The organism is Eggerthia catenaformis OT 569 = DSM 20559 (assembly GCF_000340375.1).
Lineage (GTDB): Bacteria > Bacillota_I > Bacilli_A > Erysipelotrichales > Coprobacillaceae > Eggerthia > Eggerthia catenaformis.
In genome coordinates this window covers 26,449-44,430 of the sequence record NZ_KB446646.1, presented here as the reverse complement: position 1 = coordinate 44,430, position 17,982 = coordinate 26,449, and the positions used below count along the sequence as shown (strand labels likewise).

Sequence of the window (17,982 nt, the reverse complement as noted above, 5' to 3'; positions counted from 1 at the left end):
AGGGCACTATGTGCCCTTTTTATTTTGCTTTTAGGAGAAAACTCATGAAAGATGAAATTATTGAATATTTAAAAAATGATAAAAACAAACAAAGATGTGCCAAGGAGATTGCACAAGCTTTAGGCTATGGTGAAACAAAGGACTTTATATCTTTAATGAAAGAATTAAATAATCTCGAAGATTCCGGAGAGATTATTAGAGATGATTTTAATAGATATTATATGATTAATCAGAAAGATTATTATAAAGGAGTATTATCTGTTAATAAAAAGGGATTTGGATTTGTTAAAACTGATGATACAGAATTTTATGTTTCTAAGACAGATATGAAAAATGCTTATGATGGAGATATTGTTCTTTTAAAAAAGAAAACAAAGGATCCACAGAATGATGAAGGTATTATTATTAATGTGTTAGAAAGAGGAAAGAATACCTGTGTAGGATTGGTTAAAGAAGTTAAAGGGAAATATCATGTTTTTCCGGATGATCATACAAGACCGGATATTTTTATAGAAAAAAGAGATCTTCATGGAGCGGCTGTCGGTCATAAGGTATTAGCAGAGATTAAAGACTATGAGCCTAAAGTAAGAGGAACTGTTATTAAGATCATAGGGCATAAAAATGATCCGGGTGTTGATATTTTATCAGTTGTTCATGAACATGGAGCACATATTGATTTTCCTGATAATGTGTATAAGCAGATAGAAAATATTGGAGATACTATTGATTTACAGGGAATGAAGGGAAGAACTGATTTAAGGGATTTATTAACTGTTACTATTGATGGAGAAACTGCTAAAGATTTAGATGATGCTGTTAGCCTAAGAGTTTTAAATAATCATCATTATGAGTTGGGTGTTCATATTGCTGATGTTTCTTATTATGTAACCGAAGGCTCTCCATTAGATGATGAAGCTATTGAGAGAGGAACATCTATTTATTTAGTAGATAGAGTTATACCGATGCTCCCTCATAAACTATCTAATGGCATATGCTCATTAAATGAAGGTGCAGATCGTTATACAATATCATGTTTTATGGAAATAGATCAGCAAGGAAAAGTAGTTGATCATAAAATATTGCCTACAGTCATTAATAGTAATCATCGAATGACTTATACCAATGTCAATAAGATATTAGCCGGAGATAAAAAAGTCAGAAAAGAGTATGATGATAGTATTGAATTGTTTGAGACAATGAAAGAATTATCAGATATTCTTACCAAGAAGAGAAATATTAGAGGAGCTATTGATTTTGATACACAGGAAGCGGAAATAATCGTTGATAATAAAGGTAAGCCTCTAGATGTAGTATTGAGAGAAAGAGGAGAAAGTGAACGAATTATAGAATCGTTTATGTTAGCAGCTAATGAAACAGTAGCTGAACATTTTAAATGGATGGATCTTCCTTTTATTTATCGTATTCATGAAACACCAAAAACTAAAAAACTACAGCAGTTTTTAGCTATCGCAAAGCCTTTAGGATATACGATTCATGGATCGTTAGATCATATTAGACCTAAAGAGTTATCAAAGATTATTAATAAATCAAAAGGGAGACCGGAGCATCCTATTATTTCTACATTATTATTAAGAAGTATGCAAAAAGCCAGATATGATAGAGAATGCTTAGGACATTTTGGTTTAGCTGATGATTTTTATACTCATTTTACTTCACCTATTAGAAGATATCCTGATTTACTTGTTCATCGTTTGATAAGAACATATTTATTTAATGAACAGTATAATCAGATAAATCATTTTGAGGAGGTTATACCTGACTTAGCTGAAAGATCTTCTGAATGTGAAAGAAAAGCTATTGATATAGAAAGAGAAGTAGAAGATATGAAAAAGGCAGAGTATATGTCTTATCATATTGGAGAGAAATTCAAAGGTGTTATTTCTTCAGTAACTCATTTCGGTTTTTTTGTAGAATTAGAGAATACAATAGAAGGATTAGTGCATATTACTGATTTAACAGATGATTATTATGCTTTTAATGAAGAAAGATTAATTTTGGTAGGAGAGCGTACAAAGAAGATTTATAAATTATCAGATCCTATAACAGTTATTGTCAAAGGTGCCAATAAGGTTGAGAAACAGATTGATTTTTTAGATGCTGCGAGTACCGGAAAATCATTTAGAAAGTTTTCAAAGAAAACGAATAGTTATAAACGTAGCAAGAGACATAGAAAGAGGGCTTAATATGAAAGTGATCGCAAATAATAAAAAAGCATATCATGATTATTTTATTATTGATACATATGAAGCAGGAATTGAATTACAGGGTACTGAAATTAAAAGTATTCGGAATGGTTCAGTTAATTTAAAGGATTCTTTTATACGAATAAAAAATGGAGAAGCTTTTGTAGAGAATATGCATATTGCTCCTTATGATCAGGGAAATATCTTTAATCATGAGCCTAGAAGATTAAGAAAGCTTCTTCTTCATAAGAAAGAAATAAGAAAATTAGAAAAGAGTATACAAGAACAGGGATTGACAATTGTACCGACTAAGCTATACTTTAATACATCTAAGGCAAAGCTGGAAATTGCTTTAGTGAAAGGAAAGAAGCTTTTTGATAAAAGAAATGATCTTAAAGAAAAAGCAATGCAAAGAGATATTGATAAAGCTATGAAGAATAGATATTGATATGAATGGGGATGACTTGGATTCGACAGGGATGAGTTTGAATGGAATGGCAGTCGTAGGAGTACGTTAAACTCACAAACAAATATCTGGAAACAGAACAAATTACGCTTTCGCTTAATAGTCGACATAGACTTGCGAATGCCGGCTTACTTACGCTTATATAAGTGAGATCTGGTAACATAACCTTGTAAGATAAGGGATTAAGATTGTCTCATCTTAATTCACGAAAATATTGAGGATCGGTAAGTGAAAGACTGCTTGTGGATCGTAGCTTACTTAAATTTATTCGACAAGATAAACTGTAGATGTTTCATATGGGACCATCTTTGGACAGGGGTTCGAACCCCCTCATCTCCACCAAGAGAAAATTACCTTGATTAGATCAAGGTTTTTTATTTTGTGGGAACATTTTTCTATTTTTTATTAAATGTGTATATATCTGTTGTAATTGAGAAATTTTTTAAAGTATCACTTATTGCTGGTGTTACATTTTCTGACTTTCTATTTTCTACTAATATCAATGTTTGCTTCCCGATGACCTAATTCTTGTCTCTTATATATTTCCATAAAATTATAAAATTGAATATCCTGATGGAAATATAGTACACTTAGAGAGAGGAATATAGAATACTCAATAGATATATTAGTTTAAAGTAAGAGTGAAGTTTGTACATACTAAAGGTGGTATGATGTCTAATTTAATAACTTTAGATATGAGGAAAAAACTAAAGAATAATAACAAAAACTGGTTTATAACAACTCAAGTTATAGATGAGTTTACAGATGATGAACAAACTACAATTATCTTAATAGATCCACAAATCAAATATGAACTAAATTCAATTAAGAATAAAGTGGCGAATAAAATACGATTATTTGTTCACCGGATAGAAATATTTTTGCTTCATTTAATGGTCAAAAAATGATTGACTACATTAATCAGAAAATAAAAGGAGAAAATTAATATAAAATTAATAATGCGTGCAGATGATCTGAGTTTTAGTGAAGCAGTCAATTTAGGCATATTAAAATCAGTAAAAGACGGATTAATAAATAGTGTAGGTATAATGCCGAATATGGTTTATGCCGAGCATGGCTATTCACTTATCAAAGATGAGAATATTGCTTTAGGACAGCATACTAATATTTGTGCCGGAAAGCCTCTAACTGATCCTAAGCTGATACCATCTTTAGTTAGAGAGGATGGCAGCTTTTGTACAAGCAAAGAAATAAGAGAACGTCAAGAAGACACTATAGATGTTAAAGAATGTGAGATAGAAACTGAAGCACAATTAAAGAGGTTTATTGAAATTACAGGAAGAATGCCTGATTATTTTGAAGGACATGCCGTTTTTTCTGAGAATTTTTTTTACAACATTAAAAAATGTTGCAAAAAAGCATAACTTATTTTACTGCATACCCGACTTAGATAAAAAATGGGAAGAAGAAAATGGTATTTATGGATTAGGCTTCATGCAATTGACACCTGATAATATGTATAATCCAAAGGAGTATTATACAGAATGTCTGGATAAAATAAAGAGTCACCCTTGTTCTGTAGCAATCTTTCACCCCGGCTATTTGGATAATTATATTTTAACTCATTCATCATTTACTCACATAAGAGCAATGGAATGTGAATTCTTATGTAGTGAATGGTTAAAAAACTTTATAAAAGATAATAAAATTGAATTGGTTGATTTTAGAAATTATAAATAGATTGATCATGTATAGCCGTGAGGAATCAGGATTTTTTTCCTTACGGCTTTATTATTCAGCAGTATAATTGTTTTAAGGAGAATTAAAAAATGAATAAGATAGATATTGAAAATAAGGAATGCTATATTTATGAAGAAGGAGATTCGCAAAGAATATTGATACAGTTTGTTGATGATCATGATTTAGAAACACTTGATAGGGAAATATCTTTAATTAAAAAATCAGGACGGCTATTTACTTTTATTGCAGTAAAAGTAAAGGCATGGAATCAGGAGCTGACACCATGGAATGCACCGGCAGTTTATGGAAAGGAAGCTTTTGGTAATGGAGCAGATAAAACTTTAAGTTTTCTTCTAAAAGAACTAATTCCTTATCTAGAAAATAAATATGGAAAAAATTTAGTATATTATCTGGGAGGATATTCTTTGGCGGGATTATTTGCTTTATATTGTGGTTATCAAACAAACATATTTAAAGGAATTGCAGCCTGTTCACCATCAGTATGGTATAAAGGATGGATAGATTATATTAATACTAATGATATGAAACCGGAAAACGTTTATTTGAGTTTAGGAAGAAAGGAATCAAAAACCGGACATCCTCTTATTTCTAAGGTAGAAGAAAATATTAAATATCAGCAAGAAATGCTAAAGTATAAAAATATGGTTTTAGAATGGAATGATGGTAATCATTTTCAAGACAGTGAGAAAAGAATGGCAGAAGGATTTATTTGGCTTTTAGCACAATAATTATTTCCTAGGAAATAAAAGTAAGAAAAACTCCTTTTTTTACAGTATATATAAGTAGAGGATAAATTATTAATGAAAAAAATTTTTATTTTAGGAATGATAATAGTTTTAGTATCTGTTTGTTTTCATAATTATTATAAGAAAATTACAGATATTCAGATAGATTCAGAGTCTTTACCGGAATATAAGAATGAGGCTTATTCATATATTCATAATAATAAACCTTATTTTAAATCTTCTGATTTAAAGGTAAAAGAGTTTATCAGCTACTCATCTTTAGATGGTTTAAAAAGATGCGGGAAGGCATCTTCCTGTTTGTCTATTAAAACATTGTCGAAAGAAAAAAGACCATCTTTATCTGTTATTAAACCGGCCGGATGGCATACCTATAGGTTTGATGCAGTGAAGAAATATGAGAGTACTACTTCTTTTCAATCTAATTTAGGTTATCTGTATAATCGCTGTCATTTGATCGCTTATGAATTATCAGGGGATCAAGGAGATAGAAGAAATCTGATTACCGGAACTAGATATCTTAATGTTGAAGGAATGCTTCCTTTTGAAAATAAAGTGACTCAATATATTAGAAAAACAAAACACCATGTACTTTATCGAGTTACTCCTATTTATAAAGGAAATAATCTTTTAGCACATGGTGTATTAATAGAGACACAATCAATAGAAGATAATAATCTTCAATTTTGTGTATACTGTTATAATGTTCAACCTGGCATAAAAATAGATTATGCGACAGGAAAAGCCAAGGAGATTTAATCTTTCTTGCTAAATTCCTGAGCCATTAAAGTATAAAAATCAATGTTTAATTGAGCACCTTCAATTAGATTGTTGAAGGTTTGAATTTTTTTGACATCGGGCATGTAATCATTATCAATATAATCTTTTTTCAACACCTTATATAATTCTAATTCATCTTTCTTTGTTTGTACCTGAGAAAGTGCATACTGAGCAACATCATTAGAAGTAAATATTTCATCATTTTTAACTTTATGAAAAATTTTACTTTCGTTGATCAGCTTATTATTAATACTTAATAAAATTTCATATGATAAATCATTACTGTTTTTCATAATATTTGCTCCTTTATACTCATTGTAATCCTATTTAATAAATAATGAAAGAAAATCTATTATTTTATTCTAATACTTGTAATTATAGGCTGGTTTTTGTCTTTAACTGTACCGTTATTATCTTCAACCTTTACATTATCACATATCTTATCAACTATTTCGATGCCTTTAGTGACTTTTCCAAAAGCGGCATATTGTCCATCTAGGCTTGTATTATCTTTTTGCATAATAAAGAATTGTGATGAAGCACTGTTATAATCTTGTGAACGTGCCATTGAAAGAACACCTCTTTGATGAGAGATAGGATTATTGTATCCGTTAGCTTTAAATTCTCCTTTAATATTATTATCAGATCCTCCTGTTCCATTGCCCATCGGATCACCGCCTTGAATCATAAATCCTTTAATAATACGATGAAAAGTTAAGCCATCATAAAATTTTTCGTTAATTAAAGAAACAAAATTTTTAACGGTGATGGGTGCGGCTTTACCATCTAAAGTGGCTTCAATAGTTCCATAATCTTTAATTTTAATTACAATATTGTAATCTTTTACAATTTCTGTTTTTTCTTCTTTAATTGTTTTCTCTTCCTTATTCTTCTGATTTTTACATCCTGCTAAAGCTATGATCAGGATAAAAGCAAGAAGTAATGCACATATTTTCTTCATAGAGAACCTCCTTGACTTTATTATAAAGAAAATATTAGTAAATATCCAATATTAAAGTATAATAGATACGGGAGATTAAATATTAAAAGATTGTTATGAATACAAAAGAGAAATTAACATTTGCAGTAGAAATAGGAGAAACAATGTTAAAGAATGGTGGAGAAGTCTATCGTGTTGAAGAGACAATTCTTCGTATTCTTCATACTTTAAATATCATAGAATGTGATGTTTATGTATTATCTAATGGAATATTTGCGAGTGCACATGAAAGTAAGGAAGATGCTTGCAGCATTATCCGCAATTGTACTTTAGGAGCAATGAATTTAGGGAAGATTGCTCAATTAAATCAATTATCCAGACAATTGGAAGCAGGAGTTATTGATGAACAGCAGGCTTTAAAAATTTTAGAAGAGGTTAAGAAAAAAGAAGATATCCCTATTTTATTTTTAATGATTGCTTGCGGACTGGGATGTGGGAGCTTTACTTATATTTTTGGAGGAACTGTTTTAGATGCATTCTTTTCATTTATAGTAGGCTTCATTTTAGAAGTATTCTTGTCTAGAAAAATGCAGTCTAAATTTATTAAACAAATATTTGGGTCTGCAATGGTCACATTGTGTGCGATCACACTGAGTAAGTTAATATTTAAAAATCTTAATACAGATAAGATTATCATTGGATGTATTATGCCTTTGGTACCCGGTATAGCTTTTACAACAGCCATTAGAGATTTGTTTCATGGAGATTATCTTTCCGGAACTATTCATCTCTTGGATGCGATATTAACGGGATTATGTATTGCGGCGGGAGTAGGGAGCATGATGATGTTATGGAGGGCTTTATGATTATACAGTTTTTTGTAGCTATGATAGCAACAGCATCGTTTGCGGTCTTATTTTATGCACCTAAGAAAACTTTATTATTAGCTGCGATAACAGGAGCTATTGGCTGGATTATCTATTTGTCTTTGAAGAATTTTGGCTATTCGTCAATTATATATGCATTCACATCAGCTTTTGTATTAACCTTATTATCAAGGATATTTGCGGTTATTATGAAGAATCCTGTGACAATGTATTTAATACCGGGGATATTTCCGATTGTACCGGGGGCAGGTATTTATCAGACGGCTTATTATTTTTTTATGAATAATATGAGTCTTTTTGTATATAATGGATTAGAAACGATTAAAATTGCTTTATCTATTACGTTTGGTATTATATTTGCATTGGCAATACCTCAAAAGCTGTTTTCATATTGTCGAAAAATATCAGCATAAGGGAGTTTAACATGAAGAAAGTCGCAGCATTATTACTATCGTTATTTCTTTTGGCGGGATGTTATAAAAAAGCAGAGGCTATTGATAAAAATGGAATCTATACTACAAAAGAGGATGTAAGTCTTTATCTTCACACCTATCATTCATTGCCTAAGAATTTTATTACTAAAAATGAAGCAAAAAAATTAGGCTGGAAAGGTGGCGGATTGGATCATTATAAGAAGGGATATTGTATCGGAGGGGATATTTTTGGTAATTATTCTAGAAAACTTCCGACCGGAACAACTTATCATGAATGTGATATAGATACTTTACATCAGTCATCAAGAGGTGCTAAGAGACTTGTGTATTCTAAAGAGTTTAAGATTTATTATACAGATGATCATTATCAGAGTTTTAAATTATTATATGGAGAATAATTATGGATTATATTGTTGATTTAAAAAATGTTTGTGATGAGAAAGAGTTTCATCAGGCACTTACTATACCTTTACCTGATTATTATGGAAATAATTTAGATGCTTTATATGATGTTATGACAAGCTATGATAATCCGGTTAAAATCATTTTTATAAATAGTTGCCTGTTTAAAAAAAAGAATGAAGAATTTGTATCTTTATTTTTAAATATGTGTGATGATGTGACAAAAACAAATGGAAATATTGAGATATTCTTTTGTGAAGGAGATTAATTGTGAAAGTTTTAATTACCGGTGCTTCAAATGGAATAGGGAGAGCATCAGCCTTACTATTTGCAAAAAAAGGATATGATATTGTAGCTGTAGGCAGAGATAAAGAAAAATTAGAATCATTGAAAGAAGAAATAGAAAATGTATATCAAAGAGATATAGAAATAGGTTCCTATGATCTGACTGTTAAAGAGAATATTAAAAATGTTTATAATCGTTTTAAAAATGTGGATATTCTAGTTAATAATGCCGGCTTTGGTGATCATGGAGAATATCTGAATAGTGATTATTCTGTACAGGAAGAAATGGTAAAGCTTAACATTCTTTCTCTAATGGAATTAACTTATCTTTATGGTCATGATATGAAACAAAAAGGAAAAGGCAGAATTATTAATATTGCATCTATTGCCGGTCTGGTCTCAGGACCTTATATGTCTATTTATTATGCTTCCAAGTCTTTTGTCTTATCATTCAGTGAAGCTGTTGCTTTGGAAATGAAGCCTTATCATATAGAAGTAAACTGTATTTGTCCCGGTCCTATAAGGACTGGTTTTATGGAAAGAGCAGGACTTAAAGATTCAATGATGTTTAAATATTTTAAGCCATTAGATAGTAAAACAGTAGCTAAAAAAATAGTTAATAATCATCATACAGTAAAGTTTATCGGACTATCAGGGTATTTACTGAATGTTGCAGTCAGGATTTTACCAAGGAGAATTATATTAAAAGGAGTTGGATTAGTGAATGGAAGAAGATAGAATACATCATCCTTTAGAACCAATTAAAGATAAAAATTCTAAAATACTCATATTAGGAAGTTTTCCATCAGTAAAATCGAGAGATTTTTTATTTTATTATGCTCACTTGCAAAATAGATTCTGGACAATAATGAATTTTTTATTACATGAGGAATCACGAACGGTTAAGGAAAAGAAAGATATGATGCTTAGGCATCATATCGCTTTGTGGGATGTTATTGAAAGCTGCCGCATTAATGGAAGCAGTGATGCTTCTATTAAAGAAGTAAGATGTAATGACATTAGCTCTTTAATCAAAGAAACAAAGGTTACACATATTTATACAAATGGAAAAACAGCTTATCAGCTGTTTAAAAAGTATCAATCAGATATTGAACTGCCTATCATATGCCTTCCTTCTACTTCACCTGCGAATGCTTCATATTCGTTAGAAAGATTATTAAAAATATGGGAGAAAATCCTTGAAAACATTTAGAAATTCTATATGATAGTAAAGAACAGGAGATTAAGTAATGTTAAAATATTTAGCTATCTTTTTGGTATCAATGGTACCTATTATAGAACTAAGAGGAGCTATTCCTATTTCACAGGGACTAGGTCTTCCTATTATTTCATCTTATATTATATGTATTATTGGTAATATGATACCAGTACCTTTTATTTATTTGTTTGCCAGAAGGTTATTGGAATGGGGAAAGGATAAAAGATATACCGGAAAATTTTTTACATGGTGTCTTGAAAAAGGAGAAAAGGGCGGCAAGAAGCTGACTGAAAAAGCGGGACGAGGAACATTTCTTGCTTTACTTCTTTTTGTAGGCATACCTCTTCCGGGAACGGGAGCCTGGACAGGGACTTTAGCAGCCAGTATTTTAGATATGGATTTTAAAGAAACCGTTATTGCGGTTATGGGTGGTGTTTTGCTGGCGGGAATCATCATGATGACAGCAAGTTTTCTTGGATTTAATCTCATTTAAGTTCGTATTGACTAATTGTATGTTGAAATGATAGATTCATAGTAATGAGGGAGTAGCAAGCACCTTCTTGTGTGATAAGTCAACATACTGATCAATAGATCTGGCTTATCTTAATTTGCGAGACTCATGTATAACAATTAAAGGCTATACATGGGATAAATATCATTTATAAATAAACCGGGTATAGTCTATATCCGGTTTATTTATTTGGAGGCTTTTTATGATAATGTTTTTATTTAATAGTATATTAATGGGATTTGGTTTAGCTATGGATGCTTTCTCGGTTTCCTTAGCAAATGGATTAAAAGAAACAAAAATGTCAATAAGAAAAACAGTTATTATAGCGGGGACATTTGGTGTATTTCAGATGATTATGCCTCTTGTCGGCTGGCTGTGTGTACATACTATTAGTCATTATTTTGAAATATTTGATAAAGCCGTTCCTTTTATAGCATTATTTTTGCTTGTTTATATGGGTATAAAGATGATTCGTGAAGCAAAAATATGTGATATTACAACGGGCACTTGTGGTGTTCTTACCTTATCTACACTGTTATTACAGGCAATTGCTACTTCTATAGATGCTTTATCAGTAGGATTTACTATTTCTTCTTATTTATTAGGAAAAGCTTTTTTAGCTACCTTGATTATAGGAATTATGACATTCCTTATTTGTGTAGTAGGATTGATAATAGGGAAAAAAGCAGGAGAACAATTACCAAATAAAGCAATATTTATAGGAGGGATTATACTTATATTTTTAGGTATAGAAATATTTGTCAGATCATTGATTTAAAAATCATAAACTATTAAAATAATATTTATTAAAAGCGTTATCTTTAGAAAAATGAATCATCAGTATCATATACGATTAGTAAGATGCAGATATGTTTGTTTATTAAAGGAGAATATATGATGTATTATAATAAAACCATACAAGAAACACTTGATTTATTAGAAGTAAATGAACAAGGATTAACTAGTTCGCAAGTAAAAAAAAGACAGGAATTATATGGTTATAATGAATTGGAACAAGTTAAAAAGGAGTCTTTCTTTTTACGCTTTATTAATCAGTTTAAAGATTTAATGATTATTATTTTAATTGTAGCTGCAATAGTCAGTATTATTACTGATCCTACAGACTGGATTGATTCTTTTATTATTTTTATTGTAGTTATATTAAATGCCGTGATTGGACTAGCTATGGAATCACAGGCAGAAAAGTCATTAGATTCATTAAATAAGTTATCAGCTCCACAATGTAAGGTTATCAGGGATCATACGACAAAGATTATACCATCAAGAGAACTAACAATAGGGGATATTATTCTTATAGAAGCCGGAGATATGATCCCAAGTGATGCAAGATTATTAGAAGCTTATAATCTAAAAACAGATGAGTCATCACTTACAGGAGAATCATTACCTGTAGAAAAAACAACGGATTGTATTAATCATGAAGCAGTTATTGGTGATTGGACGAATATGCTTTTTTCATCAACTGTCTGTACTTATGGAAGAGGAAAAGCTGTAGTTACCAGTATTGGTATGGACAATCAGGTTGGTAAAATAGCTGATATGTTGTTGTCTCATAAGAAAGAGAAAACACCTTTACAGGTAAAACTAGATGAAATAGGAAAAGTTATAGGAGTATTATGTATTCTTATCTGCATACTAGTCTTTATTATGGAAGTTATGAATCATGAGAGTCCTTTACAATCATTTGAAACAGCAATTGCTTTAGCAGTTGCTGCCATTCCTGAAGGATTATCAGCAACAGTTACTATTGTATTAGCGTTATCTGTTACCAAATTGGTTAAGCAAAATGCTATTATAAGAAAACTTCCGGCAGTAGAAACACTAGGAAGCACCTCAATTGTATGTTCTGATAAAACAGGAACATTAACACAAAATAAAATGACTGTTGTAAAAACCTGTTTAAATGGCGAGGATATTAAAGATTTTTCTACAGATGATCCTAAGACAAATGAAATGCTGAATTATTTTACTTTATGCAGTGATGCAAAGATAGAGGATGGTAAAGAAATAGGTGATCCGACAGAAATTGCTTTGGTAGAAGCAAGTATGAAAGCAGGATATTATCGCAGACAGCTCGATCATAATTATCCAAGGATAGAGGAGATAGCTTTTGATAGTGATCGTAAAATGATGAGTGTGATTGTTAAGAATGATCAAGGGTTCCTTTCCATCACTAAAGGAGGACCTGATGTTGTATTAAGTCATTGTATTAATGTTGATATTAGTAAGGCAATGGCTATTAATGACCAGATGGCTAATAAGGCTTTAAGAGTACTGGCTGTAGCTATTAAGCAATACGATGATTTTCCATCATCGGTGAGGGCAGACGAAATAGAAGAGCATATGACATTTGTTGGCTTTATAGGTATGATAGATCCAAGTCGTCCGGAAGCTAAAGATGCTATTGCATTGGCTTCTTTAGCCGGTGTTCGTACAATAATGATTACCGGAGATCATAAAACAACTGCCAGTGCTATCGCAAAAGACTTAGGTATTCTTCATGAAAAAGAAAAGGTTATTTCCGGTATGGAATTATCAGAGATGAGCCAGGAAGATTTGGAAAATCATATTGAAGACTATTCGGTTTATGCGAGGGTGGCACCTGAACATAAGGTAAGAATAGTGAAAGCATGGCAATCAAAAGATAAAATTGTTGCTATGACAGGAGATGGTGTTAATGATGCACCGGCTTTAAAAACAGCTGATATTGGCTGTGCTATGGGAATTACCGGAACAGATGTCTCTAAAAATGCAGCTACAATGATTTTAACAGATGATAATTTTGCAACTATTATATCTGCAATTAGGCAAGGGCGTGGGATATTTGATAATATACAGAAAGATGTTCAGTACTTATTATCAAGTAATGTTGGTGAAGTACTAACAATTTTTATAGCTTCATTCATTGCTTTAATGAATCCATCTTTAGGATATGGTGTACCTTTACTGCCGATACATTTACTCTGGGTTAATCTGATTACTGATACCTTACCTGCTTTTGCTTTAGGCTTAGAACCGGTAGAGAAAGATATTATGAAAAGAAAGCCAAGAGAAAAGAAGGAAAGTTTTTTCTCGCATGGCTTACTGATAAAAATATTATTACAGGGCTGTATGGTAGGCACTCTTACCTTACTTTCTTATTCATTCGGTTTAGGAATATCGCATGCAGCAGGACAAACAATGGCTTTTATTACCTTATCAGGATCGCAGATTGCTCATAGCTTTAATGTCAAGAGTCATCATACAATATTTAATAAAACGGTTTTTAATAATAAATATTTATGGGCCAGCGCTATTGCCGGGATATTGTTACAGGCGATAATAATCATTACTCCTCTTTCCAAAATATTTAAGCTTGAAGTATTAAATATAGAATGTCTTTTAATTGCTTTAGTCTGTGCACTGGCAGTTATTCCCATTGTTGAAATAAGCAAATTAATAGCTAAGAATAAAGCCTAGCGACTGCTAGGCTTTAATGTTTTTATATGTGTTTTTAATGCTTCAAATGTTTCATCAGAAATATAATGTTCAACACGACAGGCATCTTCTTCAGCAATTGTAGGATCAATGCCTAAATCAATAAAGAAATCAGTTAAGACATGGTGACGCTCTAATATCTTTGTAGAAATACTTTCACCATCTTTGGTTAGATGAATATGACCCTCATGGTCAATAGTAACTAACCTCTTTTCTTTCAATCTTCTGATCTGCTGGGAAATAGTAGGCTTAGAAAAGTTCATTTCATTTGCGATATCAATAGATCTGACGACACCTAAACGCTCTTGTAATAATTGAATTGTTTCCAAATACATTTCTATAGATTCACTCATAATCTCACCTCATTAATTAAATAATAACCGAAAAAAATAATAAAGCAAATAATTTGACAAAAATTAGAAGATACTAACTTTTTTTACTAAAAATATTGACAAACATTAAATGTTATTATAGACTAACTAGTGAAGTTAGGGTAACCTAATTTTTGGTGTGAAGAATATGTGGAAAGAAGGTGCCTTTATGATGCCCCTTAGTATGGCAAATATAGGTGAGAAAGTCGTTATTAAACGTATTAATGGCAGAGATGAAATAAAGATACATCTTGCTGAACTAGGATTTATCCCGGACTCAGAGGTCATGATAGTTAATAAGGTTGGAAAAAATTTTATTCTTCAAGTCAAAGAAAGTCGTATAGCGATTGATAATTCAATGGCAAACAGAATTATGATTTAAGAGGGAGGAATAAAATGAATTTACGACAAGTAAAAGTAGGACAGACTGTCAAAGTCAAGAAATTAGTTGGCGAAGGTGCTACAAAACGCAGAATTATGGATATGGGTATTATTAAAGGTGTTGATGTACTCGTGCGTAAGGTTGCTCCGCTTGGTGATCCAATTGAATTAACTGTTAAAGGTTATGAGTTATCTATCAGAAAAAGTGAAGCAGAATTGATTGAAGTGGAGTAAGGGGGAAATTCAAGTGAAGATTGGTTTAGCAGGAAATCCGAATAGCGGAAAGACAACTCTATTTAATGATTTAACCGGCAGCAGTCAGTATGTTGGAAACTGGCCCGGTGTTACGGTAGAAAAGAAAGATGGTAAATTAAAGGGAAATAAAGATGTTATAATTCAGGATTTACCTGGTATATATTCATTATCGCCTTATACACTGGAAGAAGTTGTTTCTAGGAGATATTTAGTTAATGAAAAGCCTGATTCAGTTATTAATATTGTTGATGGTACAAATATTGAAAGAAATTTATATTTGACAACACAGTTATTAGAATTAGGATTACCGATAGTAGTTGCAATTAATATGGTGGATTTGATTGAAAAGAATGGAGATCATGTTGATGTAGCTAAATTAGAAAAACTATTAGGTGTTAAAGCTGTTACTTTATCTGCATTAAAAGGTAAAGGAACTAAAGAAACTGCTTTAGAAGCTATAAAAATAGCTCATACTAAAGTAAGTAATAGACCTGAAATCTTTGAGGGTGATACTTTAAAAGCTATTAAACAGATAGAAGATTTATTGAGAGATTCAGTTGATGAGTCAATGCTCAGATGGTTTGCGGTTAAAGTTTTTGAAAGAGATCAGAAAGCCATTGAAGATGGACATATTACAAAAACTATTATAGATCAGGCGGAACCTATTATTAAAGCAGTAGAGGATAAAGAAGAAGATGATGCAGAATCAATTATTACATCTGCTCGTTATGCATTTATTTCTCATATAATAAAGGAAACTGTTGTTTCTAAAAAAGCTCAAGGAGAACTGTCGTTATCAGATAAGATTGATAAGATTGTTACAAATAGATTTTTGGCTTTACCAATCTTTGCATTAATTATCTGGTTTATGTATTATGTATCAGTTTCAACATTAGGTACATGGATGACTGACTGGACAAATGATGTTTTATTTGGAGATATTATTCCTCCTGCAATATCAGGATTCCTTGGTTCAATTGGTGTAGCTGAATGGCTTATTAACTTAATTGTTGATGGTATTATTGGTGGTGTTGGTACGGTATTAGGATTTGTACCGCAGATTCTATTAATCTTTGTATTCTTATCAGTATTAGAAGATTGTGGATATATGGCTCGTATTGCCTTTATCATGGATAGATTATTTAGAAAGTTTGGTCTTTCCGGTAAATCATTTATTCCTATTCTGATTGGTACAGGATGCGGTGTTCCGGGTATTATGGCAGCACGTACTATTGAAAATGAAAAAGATAGAAGAATGACTATTATGTTATGCACATTTATTCCATGTGCTGCAAAAACAGAGATTATAGCTATGATCTCATCAGTATTCTTTAAAGGGAATTCAATATTAGCTGCTTCTATGTATTTCTTATCACTGGCAGTTATTATTTTCTCCGGTATTGCTTTGAAGAAAACAAAGTTCTTTGCGGGTGAAACTGCTCCATTTGTAATGGAATTACCTGCTTATCATTTACCACAGGTTAAAACTGTATTAATGAGAGTATTTGAAAGAGGAAAGCACTTTATTATTAAAGCCGGTACGATTATCTTTGCAGTAGCAGTCATTACTTGGTTCTTGAAGTCATTTACTCCATCATTTGCTTATATTGATCCTGAATCAGCAGAAGTTTCTAAATCTATTTTAAGATATATTGGTGAGTTTATTTCTCCGATTTTCCAGCCTTTAGGATTTGGTAACTGGCAGGGAGGAGTTTCTGTATTAATTGCTTTATCTGCAAAAGAACTGGCTGCTTCAACAGTAACCGTTTTAGCCGGTAAAGCAGGAGTTGCTTCACTCTTTAGCGTAATGGGAGGTTTCTCATATTTATTATTGAATTTATTTAATCCTCCATGTATTGCTGCAATGGGTACCATTTGGAGAGAAATGGATTCTAAATTCTGGGCAATCTTTGCGATTTCTTATCAGTTAATATTAGGATATGTAATTGCATTAATTGGCTATCAGTTAGGAAGCTGGCTGTTCTTTGGAGCATCATTTGGTATTGGACAGATTGTTGCTCTTATCTTAAGTGCAGTAATAGTATACTTTATTGTAAGACCTGCTTATAAAGAACCTGTAGGAAATACAGTAAAAGCATAGAAGGAAGTGATTTGATGGCAACTATTATTATAGGAGCTATTATAGCTGTTGCATTTGTTTATGGTATAAGTCGTCTTTTTAAAGAATCAAAAGAAGGCTGCTGTTCCGGCGGGTGCACAATAGATAAAATAAAAGTGAAAGATAGAAATAAGAGTCATTATCAGTATACGACTATATTTAAAGTTTCTGATATGCATTGTTCTAACTGTGCTACAAAAGTAGAGAATGCTTTAAATAGTCAGGAAGATACATATGCCAGTGCTAATCTTTCAAAAGGAGAAGTTAAGGTATTAACTAAACAGTCTCCTGATATTAAAGCTATGGAAGAATCTATTAGAACTATAGGTTATCATTCAAAGCTGATTTCTTAAAATTAAATAAGTGTAGGAGTCTCCTCTTTAGGAGGAGACCTCTATGATAGACCACCTCATAATAATTTACACACACACCGATATATTCTTAAAACCTTTTCATACATAACCATGGGATGGTCTATCATAGAGATATACTATATTTAAATAGAGGTGATTAAAATGTGGACTTATATTATTTTAACAGCCATTATTATTTATGTAATAAGAATTTTATATAGGAGTGTGCATGGCAAGATTACAGGAGGCTGTGATAGCGGATCCTGTGGTTCGTGCGGCAGTTCTTCAATATGTCATTTGGATCTCTATGATGAATATAAAAAGAACAAACAGGCACATTTATCTAAATAATGGAAAACCAGCTTTGGCTGGTTTTTTTAAATACAAAGCTTTGTTTAGTTAAATACCTTGC

General features: G+C 31.5%; 24 protein-coding genes and 1 other RNA gene. 22 read left to right on the top strand and 3 right to left on the bottom strand.

All coding sequences use genetic code 11. From position 1 onward, the window contains the following. Window positions 1-44: 44 nt before the first annotated feature. From rnr to HMPREF9943_RS00230, 8 genes are all read left to right on the top strand, one after another. A complete protein-coding gene (gene rnr, locus HMPREF9943_RS00255; protein WP_004801058.1) occupies window positions 45-2,204 on the top strand; it encodes a ribonuclease R in 2,160 nt (719 codons plus the stop codon). 1 nt (window position 2,205) lies between these two features. Beyond that, on the top strand, window positions 2,206-2,652 hold the full coding sequence (gene smpB / locus HMPREF9943_RS00250; RefSeq protein WP_004801057.1) for an SsrA-binding protein SmpB: 447 nt from the start codon (window positions 2,206-2,208) through the stop codon (window positions 2,650-2,652). Window positions 2,653-2,659: 7 nt separating this feature from the next. Next, window positions 2,660-3,012, top strand: a transfer-messenger RNA (tmRNA) gene (gene ssrA / locus HMPREF9943_RS09760). Between the two features lie 329 nt (window positions 3,013-3,341). Beyond that, entirely contained in the window at window positions 3,342-3,578 is a 237-nt protein-coding gene (locus HMPREF9943_RS00245) for a hypothetical protein (RefSeq protein ID WP_004801056.1), read from the top strand. Between the two features lie 51 nt (window positions 3,579-3,629). Then, window positions 3,630-4,055: a ChbG/HpnK family deacetylase gene (locus tag HMPREF9943_RS10215; RefSeq protein WP_004801055.1), complete on the top strand. Its 426-nt coding sequence runs from the start codon at window positions 3,630-3,632 to the stop codon at window positions 4,053-4,055. A 70-nt stretch (window positions 4,056-4,125) separates the two neighbouring features. After that, window positions 4,126-4,371 (top strand): polysaccharide deacetylase family protein, encoded by a 246-nt coding sequence (locus HMPREF9943_RS10210; RefSeq protein WP_241431568.1) that lies wholly within the window; start codon window positions 4,126-4,128, stop codon window positions 4,369-4,371. Between the two features lie 89 nt (window positions 4,372-4,460). Next, entirely contained in the window at window positions 4,461-5,120 is a 660-nt protein-coding gene (locus HMPREF9943_RS00235) for an alpha/beta hydrolase (protein ID WP_004801053.1), read from the top strand. Window positions 5,121-5,192: 72 nt separating this feature from the next. Further along, entirely contained in the window at window positions 5,193-5,894 is a 702-nt protein-coding gene (locus HMPREF9943_RS00230; protein ID WP_004801052.1) for a DNA/RNA non-specific endonuclease, read from the top strand. Here HMPREF9943_RS00230 and HMPREF9943_RS00225 read toward each other — a convergent pair. Together HMPREF9943_RS00225 and HMPREF9943_RS00220 are read right to left on the bottom strand one after the other, a co-directional pair. After that, window positions 5,891-6,208, bottom strand: coding sequence for a hypothetical protein (locus HMPREF9943_RS00225; protein WP_004801051.1), 318 nt, complete (start codon window positions 6,206-6,208; stop codon window positions 5,891-5,893). The genes HMPREF9943_RS00230 and HMPREF9943_RS00225 overlap by 4 nt on opposite strands. 59 nt (window positions 6,209-6,267) lie before the next feature. Next, on the bottom strand, window positions 6,268-6,876 hold the full coding sequence (locus tag HMPREF9943_RS00220) for a peptidylprolyl isomerase (protein WP_004801050.1): 609 nt from the start codon (window positions 6,874-6,876) through the stop codon (window positions 6,268-6,270). Window positions 6,877-6,971: 95 nt separating this feature from the next. Here HMPREF9943_RS00220 and HMPREF9943_RS00215 point away from each other — a divergent pair, with 95 nt between their 5' ends. The 9 genes from HMPREF9943_RS00215 to HMPREF9943_RS00175 all read left to right on the top strand — a co-directional run bounded on the left by HMPREF9943_RS00215 (window position 6,972) and on the right by HMPREF9943_RS00175 (window position 14,073). After that, entirely contained in the window at window positions 6,972-7,721 is a 750-nt protein-coding gene (locus HMPREF9943_RS00215; protein ID WP_004801049.1) for a threonine/serine exporter family protein, read from the top strand. Further along, window positions 7,718-8,155 (top strand): threonine/serine exporter family protein, encoded by a 438-nt coding sequence (locus tag HMPREF9943_RS00210; RefSeq protein ID WP_004801048.1) that lies wholly within the window; start codon window positions 7,718-7,720, stop codon window positions 8,153-8,155. The genes HMPREF9943_RS00215 and HMPREF9943_RS00210 overlap by 4 nt, the downstream gene beginning before the upstream one ends. An 11-nt stretch (window positions 8,156-8,166) precedes the next feature. Beyond that, window positions 8,167-8,574, top strand: a complete 408-nt coding sequence (locus HMPREF9943_RS00205) for a ribonuclease domain-containing protein (RefSeq protein WP_004801047.1) — start codon at window positions 8,167-8,169, stop codon at window positions 8,572-8,574. A gap of 2 nt (window positions 8,575-8,576) precedes the next feature. After that, the gene (locus HMPREF9943_RS00200) at window positions 8,577-8,846 is read left to right on the top strand and encodes a barstar family protein (protein ID WP_004801046.1); all 270 of its coding nucleotides are present in this window, start codon (window positions 8,577-8,579) and stop codon (window positions 8,844-8,846) included. A gap of 2 nt (window positions 8,847-8,848) precedes the next feature. Next, window positions 8,849-9,601, top strand: coding sequence for an SDR family NAD(P)-dependent oxidoreductase (locus HMPREF9943_RS00195; RefSeq protein ID WP_004801045.1), 753 nt, complete (start codon window positions 8,849-8,851; stop codon window positions 9,599-9,601). Beyond that, the gene (locus tag HMPREF9943_RS00190) at window positions 9,588-10,076 is read left to right on the top strand and encodes a DNA-deoxyinosine glycosylase (RefSeq protein WP_004801044.1); all 489 of its coding nucleotides are present in this window, start codon (window positions 9,588-9,590) and stop codon (window positions 10,074-10,076) included. Before HMPREF9943_RS00195 ends, HMPREF9943_RS00190 begins: the two co-directional genes overlap by 14 nt. A 37-nt stretch (window positions 10,077-10,113) precedes the next feature. Next, window positions 10,114-10,575, top strand: coding sequence for a COG2426 family protein (locus tag HMPREF9943_RS00185; RefSeq protein WP_004801043.1), 462 nt, complete (start codon window positions 10,114-10,116; stop codon window positions 10,573-10,575). A 220-nt stretch (window positions 10,576-10,795) separates the two neighbouring features. Next, entirely contained in the window at window positions 10,796-11,371 is a 576-nt protein-coding gene (locus HMPREF9943_RS00180; RefSeq protein WP_004801042.1) for a manganese efflux pump MntP, read from the top strand. Between the two features lie 116 nt (window positions 11,372-11,487). Then, a complete protein-coding gene (locus HMPREF9943_RS00175; RefSeq protein WP_004801041.1) occupies window positions 11,488-14,073 on the top strand; it encodes a calcium-translocating P-type ATPase, PMCA-type in 2,586 nt (861 codons plus the stop codon). Here HMPREF9943_RS00175 and HMPREF9943_RS00170 read toward each other — a convergent pair. Continuing rightward, a complete protein-coding gene (locus HMPREF9943_RS00170) occupies window positions 14,070-14,444 on the bottom strand; it encodes a metal-dependent transcriptional regulator (protein ID WP_004801040.1) in 375 nt (124 codons plus the stop codon). The genes HMPREF9943_RS00175 and HMPREF9943_RS00170 overlap by 4 nt on opposite strands. A 202-nt stretch (window positions 14,445-14,646) precedes the next feature. On the opposite strand from HMPREF9943_RS00170, the gene HMPREF9943_RS00165 reads away from it, so the two are divergent. The 5 genes from HMPREF9943_RS00165 (at window position 14,647) to HMPREF9943_RS10000 (ending at window position 17,921) form a co-directional block, all read left to right on the top strand. Then, the gene (locus tag HMPREF9943_RS00165; RefSeq protein WP_238550444.1) at window positions 14,647-14,844 is read left to right on the top strand and encodes a FeoA family protein; all 198 of its coding nucleotides are present in this window, start codon (window positions 14,647-14,649) and stop codon (window positions 14,842-14,844) included. Window positions 14,845-14,858: 14 nt separating this feature from the next. After that, the gene (locus HMPREF9943_RS00160) at window positions 14,859-15,077 is read left to right on the top strand and encodes a FeoA family protein (protein ID WP_004801038.1); all 219 of its coding nucleotides are present in this window, start codon (window positions 14,859-14,861) and stop codon (window positions 15,075-15,077) included. A 13-nt stretch (window positions 15,078-15,090) separates the two neighbouring features. Beyond that, window positions 15,091-17,199, top strand: coding sequence for a ferrous iron transport protein B (gene feoB / locus HMPREF9943_RS00155; protein WP_004801037.1), 2,109 nt, complete (start codon window positions 15,091-15,093; stop codon window positions 17,197-17,199). A gap of 14 nt (window positions 17,200-17,213) precedes the next feature. After that, the gene (locus tag HMPREF9943_RS00150) at window positions 17,214-17,570 is read left to right on the top strand and encodes a FeoB-associated Cys-rich membrane protein (RefSeq protein WP_004801036.1); all 357 of its coding nucleotides are present in this window, start codon (window positions 17,214-17,216) and stop codon (window positions 17,568-17,570) included. 162 nt (window positions 17,571-17,732) lie between these two features. After that, complete coding sequence (locus tag HMPREF9943_RS10000; RefSeq protein WP_004801035.1) at window positions 17,733-17,921, top strand: FeoB-associated Cys-rich membrane protein; 189 nt, start codon at window positions 17,733-17,735, stop codon at window positions 17,919-17,921. The last annotated feature ends 61 nt before the right edge of the window (window positions 17,922-17,982 follow it).

Excerpts from the sequence above, each read along its gene's own strand:
- rnr (WP_004801058.1), top strand. The coding sequence starts at position 45 with ATGAAAGATGAAATTATTGAATATTTAAAAAATGATAAAAACAAACAA.
- smpB (WP_004801057.1), top strand. The coding sequence starts at position 2,206 with ATGAAAGTGATCGCAAATAATAAAAAAGCATATCATGATTATTTTATT.
- HMPREF9943_RS00245 (WP_004801056.1), top strand. The coding sequence starts at position 3,342 with ATGTCTAATTTAATAACTTTAGATATGAGGAAAAAACTAAAGAATAAT.
- HMPREF9943_RS10215 (WP_004801055.1), top strand. The coding sequence starts at position 3,630 with ATGCGTGCAGATGATCTGAGTTTTAGTGAAGCAGTCAATTTAGGCATA.
- HMPREF9943_RS10210 (WP_241431568.1), top strand. The coding sequence starts at position 4,126 with ATGCAATTGACACCTGATAATATGTATAATCCAAAGGAGTATTATACA.
- HMPREF9943_RS00235 (WP_004801053.1), top strand. The coding sequence starts at position 4,461 with ATGAATAAGATAGATATTGAAAATAAGGAATGCTATATTTATGAAGAA.
- HMPREF9943_RS00230 (WP_004801052.1), top strand. The coding sequence starts at position 5,193 with ATGAAAAAAATTTTTATTTTAGGAATGATAATAGTTTTAGTATCTGTT.
- HMPREF9943_RS00225 (WP_004801051.1), bottom strand. The coding sequence starts at position 6,208 with ATGAAAAACAGTAATGATTTATCATATGAAATTTTATTAAGTATTAAT.
- HMPREF9943_RS00220 (WP_004801050.1), bottom strand. The coding sequence starts at position 6,876 with ATGAAGAAAATATGTGCATTACTTCTTGCTTTTATCCTGATCATAGCT.
- HMPREF9943_RS00215 (WP_004801049.1), top strand. The coding sequence starts at position 6,972 with ATGAATACAAAAGAGAAATTAACATTTGCAGTAGAAATAGGAGAAACA.
- HMPREF9943_RS00210 (WP_004801048.1), top strand. The coding sequence starts at position 7,718 with ATGATTATACAGTTTTTTGTAGCTATGATAGCAACAGCATCGTTTGCG.
- HMPREF9943_RS00205 (WP_004801047.1), top strand. The coding sequence starts at position 8,167 with ATGAAGAAAGTCGCAGCATTATTACTATCGTTATTTCTTTTGGCGGGA.
- HMPREF9943_RS00200 (WP_004801046.1), top strand. The coding sequence starts at position 8,577 with ATGGATTATATTGTTGATTTAAAAAATGTTTGTGATGAGAAAGAGTTT.
- HMPREF9943_RS00190 (WP_004801044.1), top strand. The coding sequence starts at position 9,588 with ATGGAAGAAGATAGAATACATCATCCTTTAGAACCAATTAAAGATAAA.
- HMPREF9943_RS00185 (WP_004801043.1), top strand. The coding sequence starts at position 10,114 with ATGTTAAAATATTTAGCTATCTTTTTGGTATCAATGGTACCTATTATA.
- HMPREF9943_RS00180 (WP_004801042.1), top strand. The coding sequence starts at position 10,796 with ATGATAATGTTTTTATTTAATAGTATATTAATGGGATTTGGTTTAGCT.
- HMPREF9943_RS00175 (WP_004801041.1), top strand. The coding sequence starts at position 11,488 with ATGATGTATTATAATAAAACCATACAAGAAACACTTGATTTATTAGAA.
- HMPREF9943_RS00170 (WP_004801040.1), bottom strand. The coding sequence starts at position 14,444 with ATGAGTGAATCTATAGAAATGTATTTGGAAACAATTCAATTATTACAA.
- HMPREF9943_RS00165 (WP_238550444.1), top strand. The coding sequence starts at position 14,647 with ATGGCAAATATAGGTGAGAAAGTCGTTATTAAACGTATTAATGGCAGA.
- HMPREF9943_RS00160 (WP_004801038.1), top strand. The coding sequence starts at position 14,859 with ATGAATTTACGACAAGTAAAAGTAGGACAGACTGTCAAAGTCAAGAAA.
- HMPREF9943_RS00150 (WP_004801036.1), top strand. The coding sequence starts at position 17,214 with ATGGCAACTATTATTATAGGAGCTATTATAGCTGTTGCATTTGTTTAT.
- HMPREF9943_RS10000 (WP_004801035.1), top strand. The coding sequence starts at position 17,733 with ATGTGGACTTATATTATTTTAACAGCCATTATTATTTATGTAATAAGA.